Below are 15,205 nucleotides of genomic sequence, written 5' to 3'. Positions count from 1 at the left end.
CTTTTTGTGAAGAGTCCCAGTATACAAGGACTCTTCACTTTTTTTATTATAAAAAACGGCATAGCCGTCTTTTATTAAATACACCGTTAGCTTCTGCCGCCCCGAGTAGCACCTACGTAGTGCGTGTAGGTGCTACTCGAAAGGAGGTGGGTTTCCCTTGATACTTGCGGTGAGAAGGTAGCTGCTAATTTTATAAATTCTTATCTTATAATAAAAACGCGTAGCGTCTTTATTTCACTCTCTTATTAATAAACCTATCTATCCGCTCCACCGCTTCTTCCAACTGATTCATAGAGGCAGCATAGGAGCATCGAATATGCCCTTCTCCACCTTGACCGAATACATCTCCCGGAACAACCGCTACACGTTCTTCCACTAGAAGTTTCTCTGCAAATTGTTCAGAGGTGAATCCCGTTTTAATGATAGAAGGAAACACGTAAAAAGCTCCCCCAGGGTTGTGACAGGTTAATCCGATTTCTCGAAAAGATTTAACGACATAATTTCTCCTTTGACGGTAACTTGTAATCATTTCTTCCATCTCATCTCGCCCATTAGTCAATGCCTCTAATGCTGCGTATTGTGCCATTGTCGAAGCACACATCATGGAATATTGATGAATTTTCAGCATCGCTTTCGCATAGGTAGAAGGGGCAGTGACATATCCAACTCTCCAGCCAGTCATGGCAAAAGCTTTGGAAAAACCTGAAATTAAGATTGTTCTATCACGCATCCCTTTAATAGAAGGGACACTCACGTGCTCTGTGTCATAGGTTAACTCCGCGTAGATCTCATCGGACAGCACCACAAGGTCATGCTCACACACGACACGTGCAATAGATGCTAATGCCTCTTCCCCCATAATAGAACCGGTTGGATTACTAGGGAAAGACAACATAACCGCTTTTGTCTTGTCCGTGATTCTCTCCTCTATCATTTTCGAAGTCACTTCAAAATTCGTATCTAAGGACGTTGGAACGGAAACAGGAACACCTCCAACAAGAGAAACTAATGGCGCGTATGATACAAAGCAAGGTTCCACAATTAATATTTCATCGCCAGGATTAACAATGGCCCTTAACGCTAAATCAATACCTTCACTTGCCCCGACAGTCACGACAATCTCATCTTCCGGGTTATAACTAACATCAAAACGTCTTTCTAAATATTGAGCAATCGCTTCTCGAAGCTCAATCATTCCTGCATTTGCAGTATACGATGTTAGGCCGCGTTCAAGGGAATGAATACTTGCTTCTCGAACATTCCAAGGGGTGGAATAATCCGGCTCTCCAACACCTAGTGAAATAATGTTATCCATCTTTGAAGCTAAATCAAAAAATCTTCGGATTCCAGAAGGTTTAATACTATTTACTGCTTCCGATAACTGTGTTTTGTGATCTGTTTTCATGGTACTCATGGAGAAACCACCATTCGATGATCTCCATCCTCTTCCGCTTCAAACACGACCCCATCATGCTTATACTTCTTCAATTGAAAATGGGTCGTCGTAGAGATAACTGAATCCAGCGTTGATAATTTTTCCGAAACAAATTTTGCTGTATCTGACATGGAACGACCTTCGATGACTACGGAGAGGTCATAGGTTCCTGACATTAAGTACAAAGCTTTTACTTCTTTAAAACGATAAATCCGTTCTGCTACTTCATCAAAGCCAACCCCTCTTTTTGGCGTAACTTTCACATCAATCATCGCAGTCACATTCTCCGTAACATCTACCTTACTCCAATCAATTATCGCTGAATAACCTAAGATTATTTTTCTCTTCTTCATATTTGCCAACATTTCAGAGACGTTTTCCAAAGAGGTGTCTAACATTTTCGCAAGTTTACTCTCTGACATTCGTCCTTCTTTTTCAATAAGTAATAATAGTTCTCTTTCCTTCTCAGTCATCATGTGTACCCTCCATTGTTTCTGTATAATGCGCATTCAAGTTAAATTCCGGTTCATATATACCTGGAACACTTCAAACCATCTAATATTCGTTTTATATTTGTTCTATAGGGAATGATACATGTAAATCTTCATTATACCAACCATCATACATTCTTTTCTATGGTCGACTTCTATATATTTTACACGACACAGCTCTGCCATACTAGAGCAAATATTCGCTTAATAAGAAAAACGCGTAGCATTTTTCTTAAATACAGCGGGGCCTTCGCCACCATCATTTAAGTATCAAGCGTAGGTTTCCCTTGATACGTGTGGCGTAAGTCCTATTTATTAGGAAAAACGCAAAACATCACTTCTGTCGCCATCTCTTAAATAGAAAGGGAGCTTTGTCTGATACCTGAAAGGAGCTAGCACGATGCACAATAGTAACGACAACCCGCATGTGAATGAATATCAACATGTAGCTATTATACTCGTAGATATGATTAATGATTTCGATTTTCCTGAAGCAGATATGCTTTTTGAATCCGCATTACCTGCTGCTAAAAACATTGCTAATTTAAAAAAACAAGCAAAAGAGCTAGACATTCCCGTACTATATGTAAATGACAATTACGGACGCTGGCAATCTGATTTTCCGGCACTGGTGGGTCACTGCAAAGATCGGACAGACTATGGTAAAAAAATAACAGAATTAATTGAACCTGAGGATAATGATTATTTTATTCTTAAACCTCAATACTCTGGATTTTTCATGACTCCATTAGAATTATTACTGGACTATTTAAATGTTAAATCGTTGATTATTACAGGTGTCGCAGGAAATATGTGTGTACATTTCACTGCCAACGATGCATTTATGAGAGGCTATAAACTATATATCCCTTCAGATTGTACAGCATCTAACAGAAATAAGGACAACAAGGAAGCACTCGATCTCATGCGAGAAGTTCTCCATGCTAATATAGACGACTCTACAAATTTAAATCTAAAAACAATTAAATATGAGTGGACTGATGAGTCTGGCAAAACTATCGACAAAAATTAGAAAGCCTCTCCACACGTATACGAGGGGCTGAGGTGACAATTGTTACTATTTCAGCCCCACTAGTTTAAGCGCCCCTTACGTTGTATGCTGCGCAATTTCTTTTTTGTGGAAAAGATAAATTGTTCCTATTAAAATCCCTATTATAAGGACAAGCGTGAATGCTAGATTAAGTCCGAATCCACTACCTACCTGTCCAGTCTGATACAAATTTTGACTATGACTGGTAAGCATCGCAGGTGAGAGTGTCATCAGATCCGGAGTGAGGGAACTTAACAAACTTAAAACAACTGTTAATCCGAGACCCGCAAAAGCAACAAAAGCTGTGCTGTTTAGCAATGCACTTAAACATAAAATCACTGTCATTACAAAGGCAATCCATATACCATAGATAATCCCTCCATATATTAAATCAGCAATCACCATCTTTTCAATTAATAGAAAAGTGTAATACACTGCTGCAATATATCCCATAGCATAGGAACCTAAAGAAATGCATAACAGATGGGCCCATTTAGCCGTCAAATAATTCGTGTAAGAAACAGGTTTTACTAAAACCAATATTTGTGTACCATGATTCTTTTCTTTCGCGACAATGCCCATATAAGCTAAAACAAGAACAAGGAATCCAATTTGACCAAACTGACCTAACGTCGCCGTTATCACTTCTGCGCCAGTAGGGATAGGAATATCCATCACTGCCCCTTCTGGAAGTCCGCCAAATTGTCCAATAATATCAGCAAAGTAATATGACGTAACCGGTTGCGTTATCCCTAACAAAATAAAGACAACAGGAATCCAGAGAATTTTATAACTTCGAACGGATTCTGTCCATTCTTTCTTAAATAACACGATCCATTGCCTCATCATGATTCAGTCACCTTCATAAACAGGTCCTCCAAAGAAGTTTTTGCCACTTCAAATTTGTATATTTCCAGTTCCTGAAACATTGGATCCTTTAAAATTCTCTTCCTTGCCTCTTCTACATTATCTACGGTTAGGGTTAGATTCTTTCCATCCAAACTATATTGGTCGATCCAATCCTGACCTTTTATTGTTTCCACCCATCCCTCCAACTTGTCTTCTGCTTCTATAAAAAAGGTTGGCTTTTGATAGGTATTCTGTAAATGTGTCAGTGATCCTTCGATGACTACTTTTCCATCTTTCATAATAAAAATATCATCTGATACTTGTTCTGCATCGTGCAAAACATGTGTAGAAAACAGAATCGATGTATGTTCTTTTAGACGCTTCATCATTTCCAACACTTCCTTTCTTCCTAAAGGATCAAGTGCGGACACAGGTTCATCTAAAATAACAAGCTTTGGCTCATGTACTAACGCCTGGGCAATACCCAAACGTTGCTTCATTCCACCTGAGTATCCAGCTATTTTCTTTTTACTATTATCGTTCAACCCTACCAAATCAAGCATCTCTTTCGTTCTCTGCTTTGCTTGTTTTGATGTTAATCCTGCAAGCTCTCCCGCAAAAATAACAAATTCCTCTCCCGTCATCCATTCATAAAACTTCGGATACTGAGGGAGATAACCGATGTATTGCCTGCGATCTCCTTGATAACTCTGATCAAATTCAATGGTACCGGTAGAGGGCGTTATAAGACCCGTTAATAAGTTCAGTGTCGTCGTCTTCCCTGCTCCATTCGGTCCTAGCAATGCAGTGCAAACTCCTTCCTTTATAGACAAGTTCACACCATCTACAGCAATGTGTTGGCCAAACCTTTTAGATAACGATCTCGTTTCGATCAATTCCATTTAGCGATTTCCCCTTCCAAATATAAAATAGACAATTGGACCAAGCGTATTGATAAACAAAATGACCAAAATCCAAAGCCATTTTGGTCCATTTAAATTTTCATTCTTTAAACAATCAAATAAAGCAACAATCATTAAAATAAATTGCAAGAGTAGTATAGGTGCTATTAATCCCCAGTTCAATTCCTGTAGTGCGTTCACTGCCTCATTCATTCGACTCACCATCCTTTTTCTCTTTTTTTTCTGGAATAATAACGGTGGATAAACTTCTTTTTCTTGCACTATCCGAGTTTAGTTTACTAAACCTTACTAACAGATCACGGTATTCACTTGAAAATTGCTGAAAATCCTCTTCACTAAGACACATTTCTACTTGATGATACCCAAAACCATCTTTCTCGAAGTTTACTTCTCCTTCCATATACTCTTCTAGCTGTTTTAAAATCATTGCATAATAGGTCATGAAATAGTTAAAATGATCATCTTTGCTGATTTTTCCAGCCTCTTTCGCATTAATAATTGCGTTTTTTTCATTTAATGCATAAGTTTTTTCCACCGTTCCCCGACGTTTTCGTTCTTCTTCTACATATATTATTTCAAATTTAGTTAACTGATTTAAGTGCCGGTATAAAGTGGCTTGTGGAACATCGCCTAAATAGTCAAGCATATTTAACACAGTCATGCTCTTTTTCGCTAATGCTTGAATGATTTTCATTCTTACCGGATGTAAAATGATCTCAGCCTTTGATTGTTTCATATAATCTCCTCCTTACTATTATCATATTTGATAATATAAATATAACCTTTATAAATAGGATAGTCAATTATTATTATCACAATTGATAATGAAACTTTTTTTGGTCGTTAAAACAACCAATCCTTTAGAAACCATTCTTCTTTAAAATATGAAACTTTTTTCAGCAAGTAAACGTAGAAAATGATAGACAAATTAATTGGAGGTTTGAATATGAAAAAAAGTTCGACGTTTATAGTCTCTGGAGTCATGTTGTTGGCTCTATCTGCTTGTGGTGAAGAGACTACTTCTGAAGGTGGTATGAGTGTGGAAGAAGTTTTAAATGAATCGATTGGTGCAATGGAATCAATTGAAAATTACTCTCTGGAGATGGATATGAATCAAATGATGGACATGGGAGAAGAAGGGGAAGTCAATATTGATTCTTCATCTGAAATGTCTTTATCGATGGAACCCATGACATTTGTCCAAACTACCTCGATGGATATGGGAGATATGGGTTTAGAGGAAAATATGGATATGAAATATTTATCATATTTTTCTGAAGAAGAAGGATTTTTCGTAGAAGACCCTATGACCGAGTCTTGGACGAAACTACCCGAGGAATTCATGGAGGATATGCTTGCAATGTCTGACTTACAAATGAGTCCAGAGGAACAGCTCAAACCTTTTGAAGAATATATCTCTCATCTTTCTCTTGAAGAAACAGACTCCACCTATATCATTGATCTTAAAGGCGAAGATGTAGACTTATCAAAATTAATAGATCAGCTCGGATCCTAGGAGCAGGCGGAGGAGGAATGGATGAGATGCTTCAAGGGATGATGGAGGATGTTGAAGTGGAATCAATAGATTATCAGATTATCATTGATAAAGAAACATTCTATCAAACAGAAGCAACAATCAATATGGTCATGGGAATGGATATTATGGACCAGAGCATTACGATCGATCAGGATACTCATATGACACTCTCAGAGTTTAATGAAATAGATCCCATAGAAATTCCTCAAGAAGTTCTCGATAATGCAACAGAAATGTCCGAAGATGAATTAATGGGTGGCGGCTTTTAATTTGAATTCAAGTTGTAATTAAAAATAAAAAAGGTAGGATGCACACGACCGGTGCTCCTACCTTTTTTTATACTTATTATAGATTAAGGACTAGTACTTTATCACGTAGCATAGAATCGATACTTCTTCCGATTCCTTGAACACCTTGTCCCGAGTTTTTAACTCCTAAGAACGGAAAGTGGTCCGGTCCTCGAGATGTTTTACCATTCACCTGAACAGTTCCAACATCAAGACGATCTGCAATTATAAAAGCACCCTCTAAGTTCTTTGTGAAAATGCTTGCTTGTAGACCATACTCATTTCGCTTCTCTAGATCAATAGCTTCTAATTCATTAGAAACTCTCATGATTGGTAAAACTGGGCCAAACTGCTCTTCCCAAGCAATTCTCATATCTTCCGTAACATTGTCAAGTAAAGTTGGACCAAGCAAATTACCGTCAACAATACCTTTAGTTACGATTGTTGCACCTTTTTCAACTGCATCATCAATCAAGGAAATAACATAATCAGCAGATTTTTGATCAATCATAGGTGTGATATCTACATCTTCAGTTGATTTTCCTACTTTTAATTTTGCAATATTAGCTTTTATCTTTTCAACAAGTTCGTCCGCAACCTTGTCGATTACCATCACACGTTTAATAGCTGTGCAACGTTGACCGGAATAACTTAATGAACCACTTACAATCTCTTTTGCTGCTTTATCAAGATCTGCATCTTCTAAGACGATTGCAGGGTCCTTACCGCCTAACTCAAGCACTACTGGAATCATTGATGCTTTCTTTGCAATATGTTGACCAGTAGCTGTACCACCAGTAAAAGTAATCATATTTACTTTCGGATGAGTAACGATAAGATCACCAATTACTGAACCTCGTCCTGTAACCACGTTTACGACGCCTTCTGGTAATCCGGCATTTACTAAAGCCTTAATCATTAGAAGTCCACTGATAGCTCCTTGTGTAGCTGGCTTAAAGACCACTGTGTTTCCTGTAATAAGCGCAGGAGCAATTTTAGATGCTGCTAAGTTTACAGGATAGTTAAATGGAGATATAGCTAGAACAACTCCATGAGGAACTTTTTGAACCATCGCTTTAGTTTGCTTAGAAGCACCAGGAAATGCATCCCCTTGAATGAAGCTTCCGTGAGTGCGAAGACCTTCTTCTGCAGTATGTCTAATTAATTGAGCTGTACGTTTCACTTCACTCTTTGAAGCAGATAGTGTTTTTCCAACTTCTAAATGAATCATTTCACCAATTTCATCAGTCATCTTTTCAAGCTCTTCAGCCCACTTATGAAGAAGACCAGATCTTTCGTGACCATCTGTTGCCGCCCAATTCTCCTGAACATCAGCAGTCTTATCCACTGCACGATTAACTTCGTCTTGAGACATTGCAGGAACTTCCCCTACAACAGAGCCGTCATCCGGCGAGATAATTTGAACAGTGTTTCCCGTGTCACTGCTCTTCCATTCATTGTTATAAAGATATGGATGAATTTTCACTTCTTTTTGTACACTCATGCAAAATCTCTCCTTTAAAGTTTTTATAATAATTAAATTAATAGAACGAATGTTTATAATTAAATCATTTGTAAACACTTACAAGCAAGTGATATGCTCAAAATACTTTAAATACTTTAAATTCTTAAAAAACTTACAAAACTTACAAGCAAAGATATTAAATATCTGTACAAAAAAAGCCTACCTTTTTATAGGTAAACTGAATAAATATAATGGTGAGCCATGAAGGACTCGAACCTTCGACCCTCTGATTAAAAGTCAGATGCTCTACCAACTGAGCTAATGGCTCTCTATTTGATTGTGTATAATCGATGAATCTGTTCGTTATCTTTGCTTATGACATTCAGCTTTTCTCTCTTACTACCTTACAATCTTTTCTTTAAAATTGGTGACCCGTACGGGATTCGAACCCGTGATACCGCCGTGAAAGGGCGGTGTCTTAACCGCTTGACCAACGGGCCACTATAGATAAAAGGTGGCGGAGAAGGAGGGATTTGAACCCTCGCGCCGCTCACACGACCTACACCCTTAGCAGGGGCGCCCCTTCAGCCACTTGGGTACTTCTCCTTAATGGCTCCACAGGTAGGATTCGAACCTACGACCGATCGGTTAACAGCCGATAGCTCTACCACTGAGCTACTGTGGAAAAATGGTGGGCCTGAGTGGACTCGAACCACCGACCTCACGCTTATCAGGCGTGCGCTCTAACCAGCTGAGCTACAGGCCCATTAAGGAATACATACATAGAAATGGAGCGGGTGATGAGAATCGAACTCACATCATCAGCTTGGAAGGCTGAGGTTTTACCACTAAACTACACCCGCTTAATATGAAAATATAATGTTTGTTATTTAGAAGGTACCTATGTATGGGTATGACTTGTCCTAAATAACTATTTCTATCAAGTTTTAATGATTATTTAGAATTATGGAAGTATGTTCCTGGAGCGGAAGACGAGATTCGAACTCGCGACCCCCACCTTGGCAAGGTGATGTTCTACCACTGAACTACTTCCGCAAAAAATAATGGCAGGGCTAGCAGGATTCGAACCTGCGGGTCACGGAATCAAAATCCGATGCCTTACCGCTTGGCTATAGCCCTATAATTTATCATAATTAATAATAATGGGGCGGCTGATGGGAATTGAACCCACGAGTGCCGGAATCACAATCCGGTGCGTTAACCACTTCGCCACAACCGCCATTATAATAAATATGGCAGGGGTAGCAGGAGTCGAACCCGCATCAAAGGTTTTGGAGACCTTCGTTTTACCATTAAACTATACCCCTATAACATGGTGGAGGGGGGCAGATTCGAACTGCCGAACCCGAAGGAGCGGATTTACAGTCCGCCGCGTTTAGCCACTTCGCTACCCCTCCATGTTTTCTTATCAATAAGTTACGAATCTCTTCGTCAAATTCTTTTAACTTCTTTTAAATTATAAAATGGCGGTCCCGACGGGATTCGAACCCGCGATCTCCTGCGTGACAGGCAGGCATGTTAACCGCTACACCACGGGACCTTGATTTAAATAGATAAAAAATGGAGGAGGAAGAGGGATTCGAACCCCCGCGGGATTTGACTCCCCTGTCGGTTTTCAAGACCGATCCCTTCAGCCAAACTTGGGTATTCCTCCAAAAATAATTATGGTAGCGGCGGAGGGGATCGAACCCCCGACCTCACGGGTATGAACCGTACGCTCTAGCCAGCTGAGCTACACCGCCATAACATTAATAATAGATAATATATTTTAAAATATTGGTGGAGCCTAGCGGGATCGAACCGCTGACCTCCTGCGTGCAAGGCAGGCGCTCTCCCAGCTGAGCTAAGGCCCCAACATTAATTAAAATATTTACGCCCAGCGGCGTCCTACTTTCACAGGGGGAAACCCCCAACTATCATCGGCGCTGGAGAGCTTAACTTCCGTGTTCGGCATGGGAACGGGTGTGACCTCTCCGCGATCGTCACTGGACATAGTGAGTGGTCGTTGACCTCTCAAAACTGGATAACGTGATGGACTGAAAAGAATCGTTGCTTAGAGTAAAACATTTGGTTAAGTCCTCGATCGATTAGTATCTCTCAGCTCCGCATGTCGCCATGCTTCCACACGAGACCTATCTACCTCATCTTCTCTGAGGGATCTTACTCACTTACGTGATGGGAAATCTCATCTCGAGGGGGGCTTCATGCTTAGATGCTTTCAGCACTTATCCCTTCCACACGTAGCTACCCAGCGATGCTCCTGGCGGAACAACTGGTACACCAGCGGTGTGTCCATCCCGGTCCTCTCGTACTAAGGACAGCTCCTCTCAAATTTCCTGCGCCCGCGACGGATAGGGACCGAACTGTCTCACGACGTTCTGAACCCAGCTCGCGTGCCGCTTTAATGGGCGAACAGCCCAACCCTTGGGACCTACTTCAGCCCCAGGATGCGACGAGCCGACATCGAGGTGCCAAACCTCCCCGTCGATGTGGACTCTTGGGGGAGATTAGCCTGTTATCCCCAGGGTAGCTTTTATCCGTTGAGCGACGGCCCTTCCATACGGTGCCGCCGGATCACTAAGCCCGACTTTCGTCCCTGCTCGACCTGTATGTCTCGCAGTCAAGCTCCCTTATGCCTTTGCACTCTACGAATGATTTCCAACCATTCTGAGGGAACCTTTGGGCGCCTCCGTTACTCTTTAGGAGGCGACCGCCCCAGTCAAACTGCCCACCTGACACTGTTCCTGAACCGGATCACGGTCCGAGGTTAGAATGTCAAAACAGCCAGGGTAGTATCCCACCAATGCCTCCACCGAAGCTAGCGCTCCGGTTTCCAAGGCTCCTACCTATCCTGTACAAGCTGTTCCAACATCCAATATCAAGCTACAGTAAAGCTCCATGGGGTCTTTCCGTCCTGTCGCGGGTAACCAGCATCTTCACTGGTAATATAATTTCACCGGGTCTCTCGTTGAGACAGTGCCCAAATCGTTGCACCTTTCGTGCGGGTCGGAACTTACCCGACAAGGAATTTCGCTACCTTAGGACCGTTATAGTTACGGCCGCCGTTTACTGGGGCTTCAATTCAGAGCTTCTCCCTTACGGGATAACCCCTCCTCTTAACCTTCCAGCACCGGGCAGGTGTCAGCCCCTATACATCGCCTTGCGGCTTGGCAGAGACCTGTGTTTTTGATAAACAGTCGTTTGGGCCTATTCACTGCGGCTCTCTCGGGCTTGCACCCTAATAGAGCACTCCTTCTCCCGAAGTTACGGAGTCATTTTGCCGAGTTCCTTAACGAGAGTTCTCCCGCGCGTCTTAGAATTCTCATCCCGCCTACCTGTGTCGGTTTGCGGTACGGGCACCAGCTTCCTCGCTAGAGGCTTTTCTTGGCAGTGTAGGATTGGGAACTTCGGTACTAAATTTCCCTCGCGATCACAACTCAGCCTTCACGACAAGCGGATTTACCTACTTGTCAGCCTAATTGCTTCGACGCACACAACCAACGGTGCGCTTACCCTACCTTACTGCGTCCCCCCATTACTCAAACGGAAACGTGGTGGTACAGGAATTTCAACCTGTTTTCCATCGCCTACGCCTTTCGGCCTCGGCTTAGGTCCCGACTTACCCTGAGCGGACGAGCCTTCCTCAGGAAACCTTAGGCTTTCGACGGAGGGGATTCTCACCCCTCTTTTCGCTACTCATACCGGCATTCTCACTTCCAAGCGCTCCACATGTCCTTCCGGTCATGCTTCGACGCCCTTGGAACGCTCCCCTACCACAGGACACCCGAAGGTGTCTGTCCATAGCTTCGGTGATACGTTTAGCCCCGGTACATTTTCGGCGCAGAGTCACTCGACCAGTGAGCTATTACGCACTCTTTCAATGATGGCTGCTTCTAAGCCAACATCCTGGTTGTCTAAGCAACTCCACATCCTTTTCCACTTAACGTATACTTTGGGACCTTAGCTGATGGTCTGGGCTGTTTCCCTCTTGACTACGGATCTTAGCACTCGCAGTCTGACTCCCGAGGATAAGTTTTTGGCATTCGGAGTTTGACTGAATTCGGTAATCCTGTGGGGACCCCTCGTCCAATCAGTGCTCTACCTCCAAAACTCTTCCCTCGAGGCTAGCCCTAAAGCTATTTCGGGGAGAACCAGCTATTTCCGAGTTCGATTGGCATTTCACCCCTACCCACACCTCATCCCCGCACTTTTCAACGTGCGTGGGTTCGGGCCTCCATCCAGTGTTACCTGGACTTCACCCTGGACATGGGTAGATCACCCGGTTTCGGGTCTACAACCACATACTCATTCGCCCTATTCAGACTCGCTTTCGCTGCGGCTCCGCCTTTTCAGCTTAACCTTGCATGGGATCGTAACTCGCCGGTTCATTCTACAAAAGGCACGCTGTCACCCATTAACGGGCTCCAACTACTTGTAGGCACACGGTTTCAAGATCTATTTCACTCCCCTTCCGGGGTGCTTTTCACCTTTCCCTCACGGTACTGGTTCACTATCGGTCACTAGGTAGTATTTAGCCTTGGGAGATGGTCCTCCCAGTTTCCAACGGGGTTTCACGTGTCCCGCCGTACTCAGGATACACTCCGGAGGAGTCTGCATTTCGACTACAGGGCTTTTACCTTGTCTCGCGGACCTTTCCAGGTCGCTTCATCTACACAGACTCTTTGTAACTCCATATGGAATGTCCTACAACCCCAAGAGGCAAGCCTCTTGGTTTGGGCTGTTTCCGTTTCGCTCGCCGCTACTCAGGAAATCGCATTTGCTTTCTCTTCCTCTGGGTACTAAGATGTTTCAGTTCCCCAGGTCTGCCTTCTCACACTCTATGTATTCAAGTGTGGATCTTATCCCATTACGGATAAGGGGTTCCCCCATTCGGAAATCTCCGGATCAAAGCTTACTTACAGCTCCCCGAAGCATATCGGTGTTCGTCCCGTCCTTCTTCGGCTCCTAGTGCCAAGGCATTCACCGTGCGCCCTTTCTAACTTAACCATTTTTTGTTGCGGATTACCGGCAGATCTCATCGTCAGCTGCACTCCTCATCTCCTCACGTACGGTTGTACGCTCCGGGGATTCGTCATTTGCTTCCTCGATCTCCTTGGTTCTCCTTGCAAAAATTATCTTCGAATATAAAATTCTTCGGATAATTTCCACTCACAATTGGTGGCGTCTTTCTTAGCCTACATCTAAGACACTCGGTTCACTTTCTTTGAACGTATTCAAAGGGTATAACCGGTGATTCTTTTCAGTCATTTCGTTATCCAGTTTTCAAAGGACAAAGGCTTCTTTCAAAGAAAAGAAGCTTTGAGAGACTAACCTCTCAAAACTAAACAAAAAGTCCAAGACAAAGTTCGATTCAATAAGTTGAGCTTAAATGCTCCTTAGAAAGGAGGTGATCCATCCCCACCTTCCGGTAGGGATACCTTGTTACGACTTCACCCCAATCATCTGTCCCACCTTCGGCGGCTGGCTCCAAAAAGGTTACCTCACCGACTTCGGGTGTTACAAACTCTCGTGGTGTGACGGGCGGTGTGTACAAGGCCCGGGAACGTATTCACCGCGGCATGCTGATCCGCGATTACTAGCAATTCCGGCTTCATGCAGGCGAGTTGCAGCCTGCAATCCGAACTGAGAATGGCTTTACGGGATTCGCTTGACCTCGCGGTCTTGCAGCCCTTTGTACCATCCATTGTAGCACGTGTGTAGCCCAGGTCATAAGGGGCATGATGATTTGACGTCATCCCCACCTTCCTCCGGTTTATCACCGGCAGTCACCTTAGAGTGCCCAACTGAATGCTGGCAACTAAGATCAAGGGTTGCGCTCGTTGCGGGACTTAACCCAACATCTCACGACACGAGCTGACGACAACCATGCACCACCTGTCACTCTGTCCCCCGAAGGGGAAATCCCAATCTCTTGGGTGGTCAGAGGATGTCAAGACCTGGTAAGGTTCTTCGCGTTGCTTCGAATTAAACCACATGCTCCACTGCTTGTGCGGGCCCCCGTCAATTCCTTTGAGTTTCAACCTTGCGGTCGTACTCCCCAGGCGGAGTGCTTAATGTGTTAACTTCGGCACTAAGGGCATCGAAACCCCTAACACCTAGCACTCATCGTTTACGGCGTGGACTACCAGGGTATCTAATCCTGTTTGCTCCCCACGCTTTCGCACCTCAGCGTCAGTTATAGGCCAGAAAGTCGCCTTCGCCACTGGTGTTCCTCCACATATCTACGCATTTCACCGCTACACGTGGAATTCCACTTTCCTCTCCTACACTCAAGTCCCCCAGTTTCCAATGACCCTCCACGGTTGAGCCGTGGGCTTTCACATCAGACTTAAGAGACCGCCTGCGCGCGCTTTACGCCCAATAATTCCGGACAACGCTTGCCCCCTACGTATTACCGCGGCTGCTGGCACGTAGTTAGCCGGGGCTTTCTCGTGAGGTACCGTCAAGGTGCCGCCCTATTCGAACGGCACTTGTTCTTCCCTCATAACAGAACTTTACGATCCGAAAACCTTCATCGTTCACGCGGCGTTGCACCGTCAGGCTTTCGCCCATTGCGGATGATTCCCTACTGCTGCCTCCCGTAGGAGTCTGGACCGTGTCTCAGTTCCAGTGTGGCCGATCACCCTCTCAGGTCGGCTACGCATCGTTGCCTTGGTAAGCCATTACCTTACCAACTAGCTAATGCGCCGCGGGCCCATCTCGTAGTGTGAGGATAAATCCCCACTTTTACAACAGAATCATGCGATTCCGTTGGTCATCCGGTATTAGCTCCGGTTTCCCGGAGTTATCCCAGTCTACAAGGCAGGTTGCCCACGTGTTACTCACCCGTCCGCCGCTCATTCCACAAGCGTCACCCCGAAGGGATCAACTTGTTTCCTGCGCTCGACTTGCATGTATTAGGCACGCCGCCAGCGTTCGTCCTGAGCCAGGATCAAACTCTCCGATAAAGTATGATGACTTATCATCAAGCTTGATGTCCTAGACATCAAAACCAAACTTTCGTCTGGCGTTTGTCGAATGTTACCATTCAACGATTTGTTTCATTTGACGGGATATTTTAAAATATCCCACTTTGCTTGGCTTTTTGTTTAGTTTTCAAAGGTCATCTAAAATATCTGATTCAAT

General features: G+C 43.6%; 10 protein-coding genes, 15 tRNA genes and 3 rRNA genes. 3 read left to right on the top strand and 25 right to left on the bottom strand.

Features of this window, described 5'->3' with window-relative positions; genetic code table 11:
* Positions 1-229: 229 nt before the first annotated feature.
* Positions 230-1,414: an aminotransferase gene (locus tag CEF18_RS23575; protein WP_110938962.1), complete on the bottom strand. Its 1,185-nt coding sequence runs from the start codon at positions 1,412-1,414 to the stop codon at positions 230-232.
* Positions 1,411-1,908: an Lrp/AsnC family transcriptional regulator gene (locus tag CEF18_RS23570; RefSeq protein WP_110938961.1), complete on the bottom strand. Its 498-nt coding sequence runs from the start codon at positions 1,906-1,908 to the stop codon at positions 1,411-1,413. The genes CEF18_RS23575 and CEF18_RS23570 overlap by 4 nt, the downstream gene beginning before the upstream one ends.
* Before the next feature lie 418 nt (positions 1,909-2,326).
* On the opposite strand from CEF18_RS23570, the gene CEF18_RS23565 reads away from it, so the two are divergent.
* Complete coding sequence (locus CEF18_RS23565; RefSeq protein ID WP_110938960.1) at positions 2,327-2,959, top strand: cysteine hydrolase family protein; 633 nt, start codon at positions 2,327-2,329, stop codon at positions 2,957-2,959.
* Between the two features lie 75 nt (positions 2,960-3,034).
* Here CEF18_RS23565 and CEF18_RS23560 read toward each other — a convergent pair whose 3' ends face one another.
* From CEF18_RS23560 to CEF18_RS23545, 4 genes are read right to left on the bottom strand one after another with little or no spacing between them, the layout of a single operon-like run.
* Entirely contained in the window at positions 3,035-3,826 is a 792-nt protein-coding gene (locus CEF18_RS23560; RefSeq protein ID WP_223292464.1) for an ABC transporter permease subunit, read from the bottom strand.
* Positions 3,823-4,728 (bottom strand): ABC transporter ATP-binding protein, encoded by a 906-nt coding sequence (locus CEF18_RS23555; RefSeq protein ID WP_110938959.1) that lies wholly within the window; start codon positions 4,726-4,728, stop codon positions 3,823-3,825. The genes CEF18_RS23560 and CEF18_RS23555 overlap by 4 nt, the downstream gene beginning before the upstream one ends.
* A complete protein-coding gene (locus tag CEF18_RS23550) occupies positions 4,729-4,941 on the bottom strand; it encodes a PLD nuclease N-terminal domain-containing protein (RefSeq protein ID WP_183041236.1) in 213 nt (70 codons plus the stop codon). It lies immediately after the preceding gene.
* Entirely contained in the window at positions 4,934-5,485 is a 552-nt protein-coding gene (locus CEF18_RS23545) for a helix-turn-helix domain-containing protein (protein ID WP_110938958.1), read from the bottom strand. The genes CEF18_RS23550 and CEF18_RS23545 overlap by 8 nt, the downstream gene beginning before the upstream one ends.
* A gap of 210 nt (positions 5,486-5,695) precedes the next feature.
* Between CEF18_RS23545 and CEF18_RS23540 the strand changes: the two genes are divergently transcribed.
* Positions 5,696-6,265 (top strand): DUF6612 family protein, encoded by a 570-nt coding sequence (locus CEF18_RS23540; RefSeq protein ID WP_110938957.1) that lies wholly within the window; start codon positions 5,696-5,698, stop codon positions 6,263-6,265.
* A 17-nt stretch (positions 6,266-6,282) separates the two neighbouring features.
* The gene (locus CEF18_RS23535; protein WP_147422030.1) at positions 6,283-6,555 is read left to right on the top strand and encodes a DUF6612 family protein; all 273 of its coding nucleotides are present in this window, start codon (positions 6,283-6,285) and stop codon (positions 6,553-6,555) included.
* A gap of 76 nt (positions 6,556-6,631) precedes the next feature.
* On the opposite strand, the gene CEF18_RS23530 is transcribed toward CEF18_RS23535, so the two are convergent.
* The 19 genes from CEF18_RS23530 to CEF18_RS23435 all read right to left on the bottom strand — a co-directional run bounded on the left by CEF18_RS23530 (position 6,632) and on the right by CEF18_RS23435 (position 15,027).
* Positions 6,632-8,077 carry an NADP-dependent glyceraldehyde-3-phosphate dehydrogenase gene (locus CEF18_RS23530; RefSeq protein WP_110938955.1) on the bottom strand — a complete coding sequence of 482 codons (1,446 nt, stop codon included), beginning with the start codon at positions 8,075-8,077 and terminating at the stop codon, positions 6,632-6,634.
* 213 nt (positions 8,078-8,290) lie between these two features.
* Positions 8,291-8,366 (bottom strand) — tRNA-Lys (locus CEF18_RS23520).
* A gap of 97 nt (positions 8,367-8,463) precedes the next feature.
* A tRNA-Glu gene (locus CEF18_RS23515) sits at positions 8,464-8,538 on the bottom strand.
* Positions 8,539-8,553: 15 nt separating this feature from the next.
* Positions 8,554-8,644 (bottom strand) — tRNA-Ser (locus tag CEF18_RS23510).
* 4 nt (positions 8,645-8,648) lie between these two features.
* Positions 8,649-8,723: transfer RNA gene (locus CEF18_RS23505), tRNA-Asn, on the bottom strand.
* Between the two features lie 4 nt (positions 8,724-8,727).
* Positions 8,728-8,804, bottom strand: a tRNA-Ile gene (locus CEF18_RS23500).
* Positions 8,805-8,827: 23 nt separating this feature from the next.
* Positions 8,828-8,901 (bottom strand) — tRNA-Gly (locus CEF18_RS23495).
* A 118-nt stretch (positions 8,902-9,019) separates the two neighbouring features.
* Positions 9,020-9,094: transfer RNA gene (locus CEF18_RS23490), tRNA-Gly, on the bottom strand.
* Positions 9,095-9,103: 9 nt separating this feature from the next.
* Positions 9,104-9,178 (bottom strand) — tRNA-Gln (locus CEF18_RS23485).
* A gap of 24 nt (positions 9,179-9,202) precedes the next feature.
* Positions 9,203-9,278: transfer RNA gene (locus CEF18_RS23480), tRNA-His, on the bottom strand.
* Between the two features lie 14 nt (positions 9,279-9,292).
* Positions 9,293-9,366, bottom strand: a tRNA-Trp gene (locus tag CEF18_RS23475).
* 6 nt (positions 9,367-9,372) lie between these two features.
* A tRNA-Tyr gene (locus CEF18_RS23470) sits at positions 9,373-9,456 on the bottom strand.
* A gap of 67 nt (positions 9,457-9,523) precedes the next feature.
* Positions 9,524-9,599, bottom strand: a tRNA-Asp gene (locus CEF18_RS23465).
* A 21-nt stretch (positions 9,600-9,620) separates the two neighbouring features.
* Positions 9,621-9,713, bottom strand: a tRNA-Ser gene (locus CEF18_RS23460).
* 11 nt (positions 9,714-9,724) lie between these two features.
* A tRNA-Met gene (locus tag CEF18_RS23455) sits at positions 9,725-9,801 on the bottom strand.
* Between the two features lie 35 nt (positions 9,802-9,836).
* Positions 9,837-9,912: transfer RNA gene (locus CEF18_RS23450), tRNA-Ala, on the bottom strand.
* A gap of 21 nt (positions 9,913-9,933) precedes the next feature.
* Positions 9,934-10,049, bottom strand: a 5S ribosomal RNA gene (gene rrf / locus CEF18_RS23445).
* A 77-nt stretch (positions 10,050-10,126) separates the two neighbouring features.
* Positions 10,127-13,066: ribosomal RNA gene (locus tag CEF18_RS23440) — 23S ribosomal RNA — on the bottom strand.
* 393 nt (positions 13,067-13,459) lie between these two features.
* A 16S ribosomal RNA gene (locus CEF18_RS23435) occupies positions 13,460-15,027 on the bottom strand.
* Together the 16S, 23S and 5S rRNA genes with 15 tRNA genes alongside form the textbook arrangement of a ribosomal RNA operon.
* Between the last annotated feature and the right edge of the window lie 178 nt (positions 15,028-15,205).

Origin of the sequence: Salipaludibacillus neizhouensis, from assembly GCF_002886185.1 — a bacterium.
GTDB classification, from domain to species: domain Bacteria; phylum Bacillota; class Bacilli; order Bacillales; family Salisediminibacteriaceae; genus Salipaludibacillus; species Salipaludibacillus neizhouensis.
The sequence above is the reverse complement of the archived record's forward strand: the minus strand, read 5'-3'. Positions and strand labels throughout refer to the sequence as shown.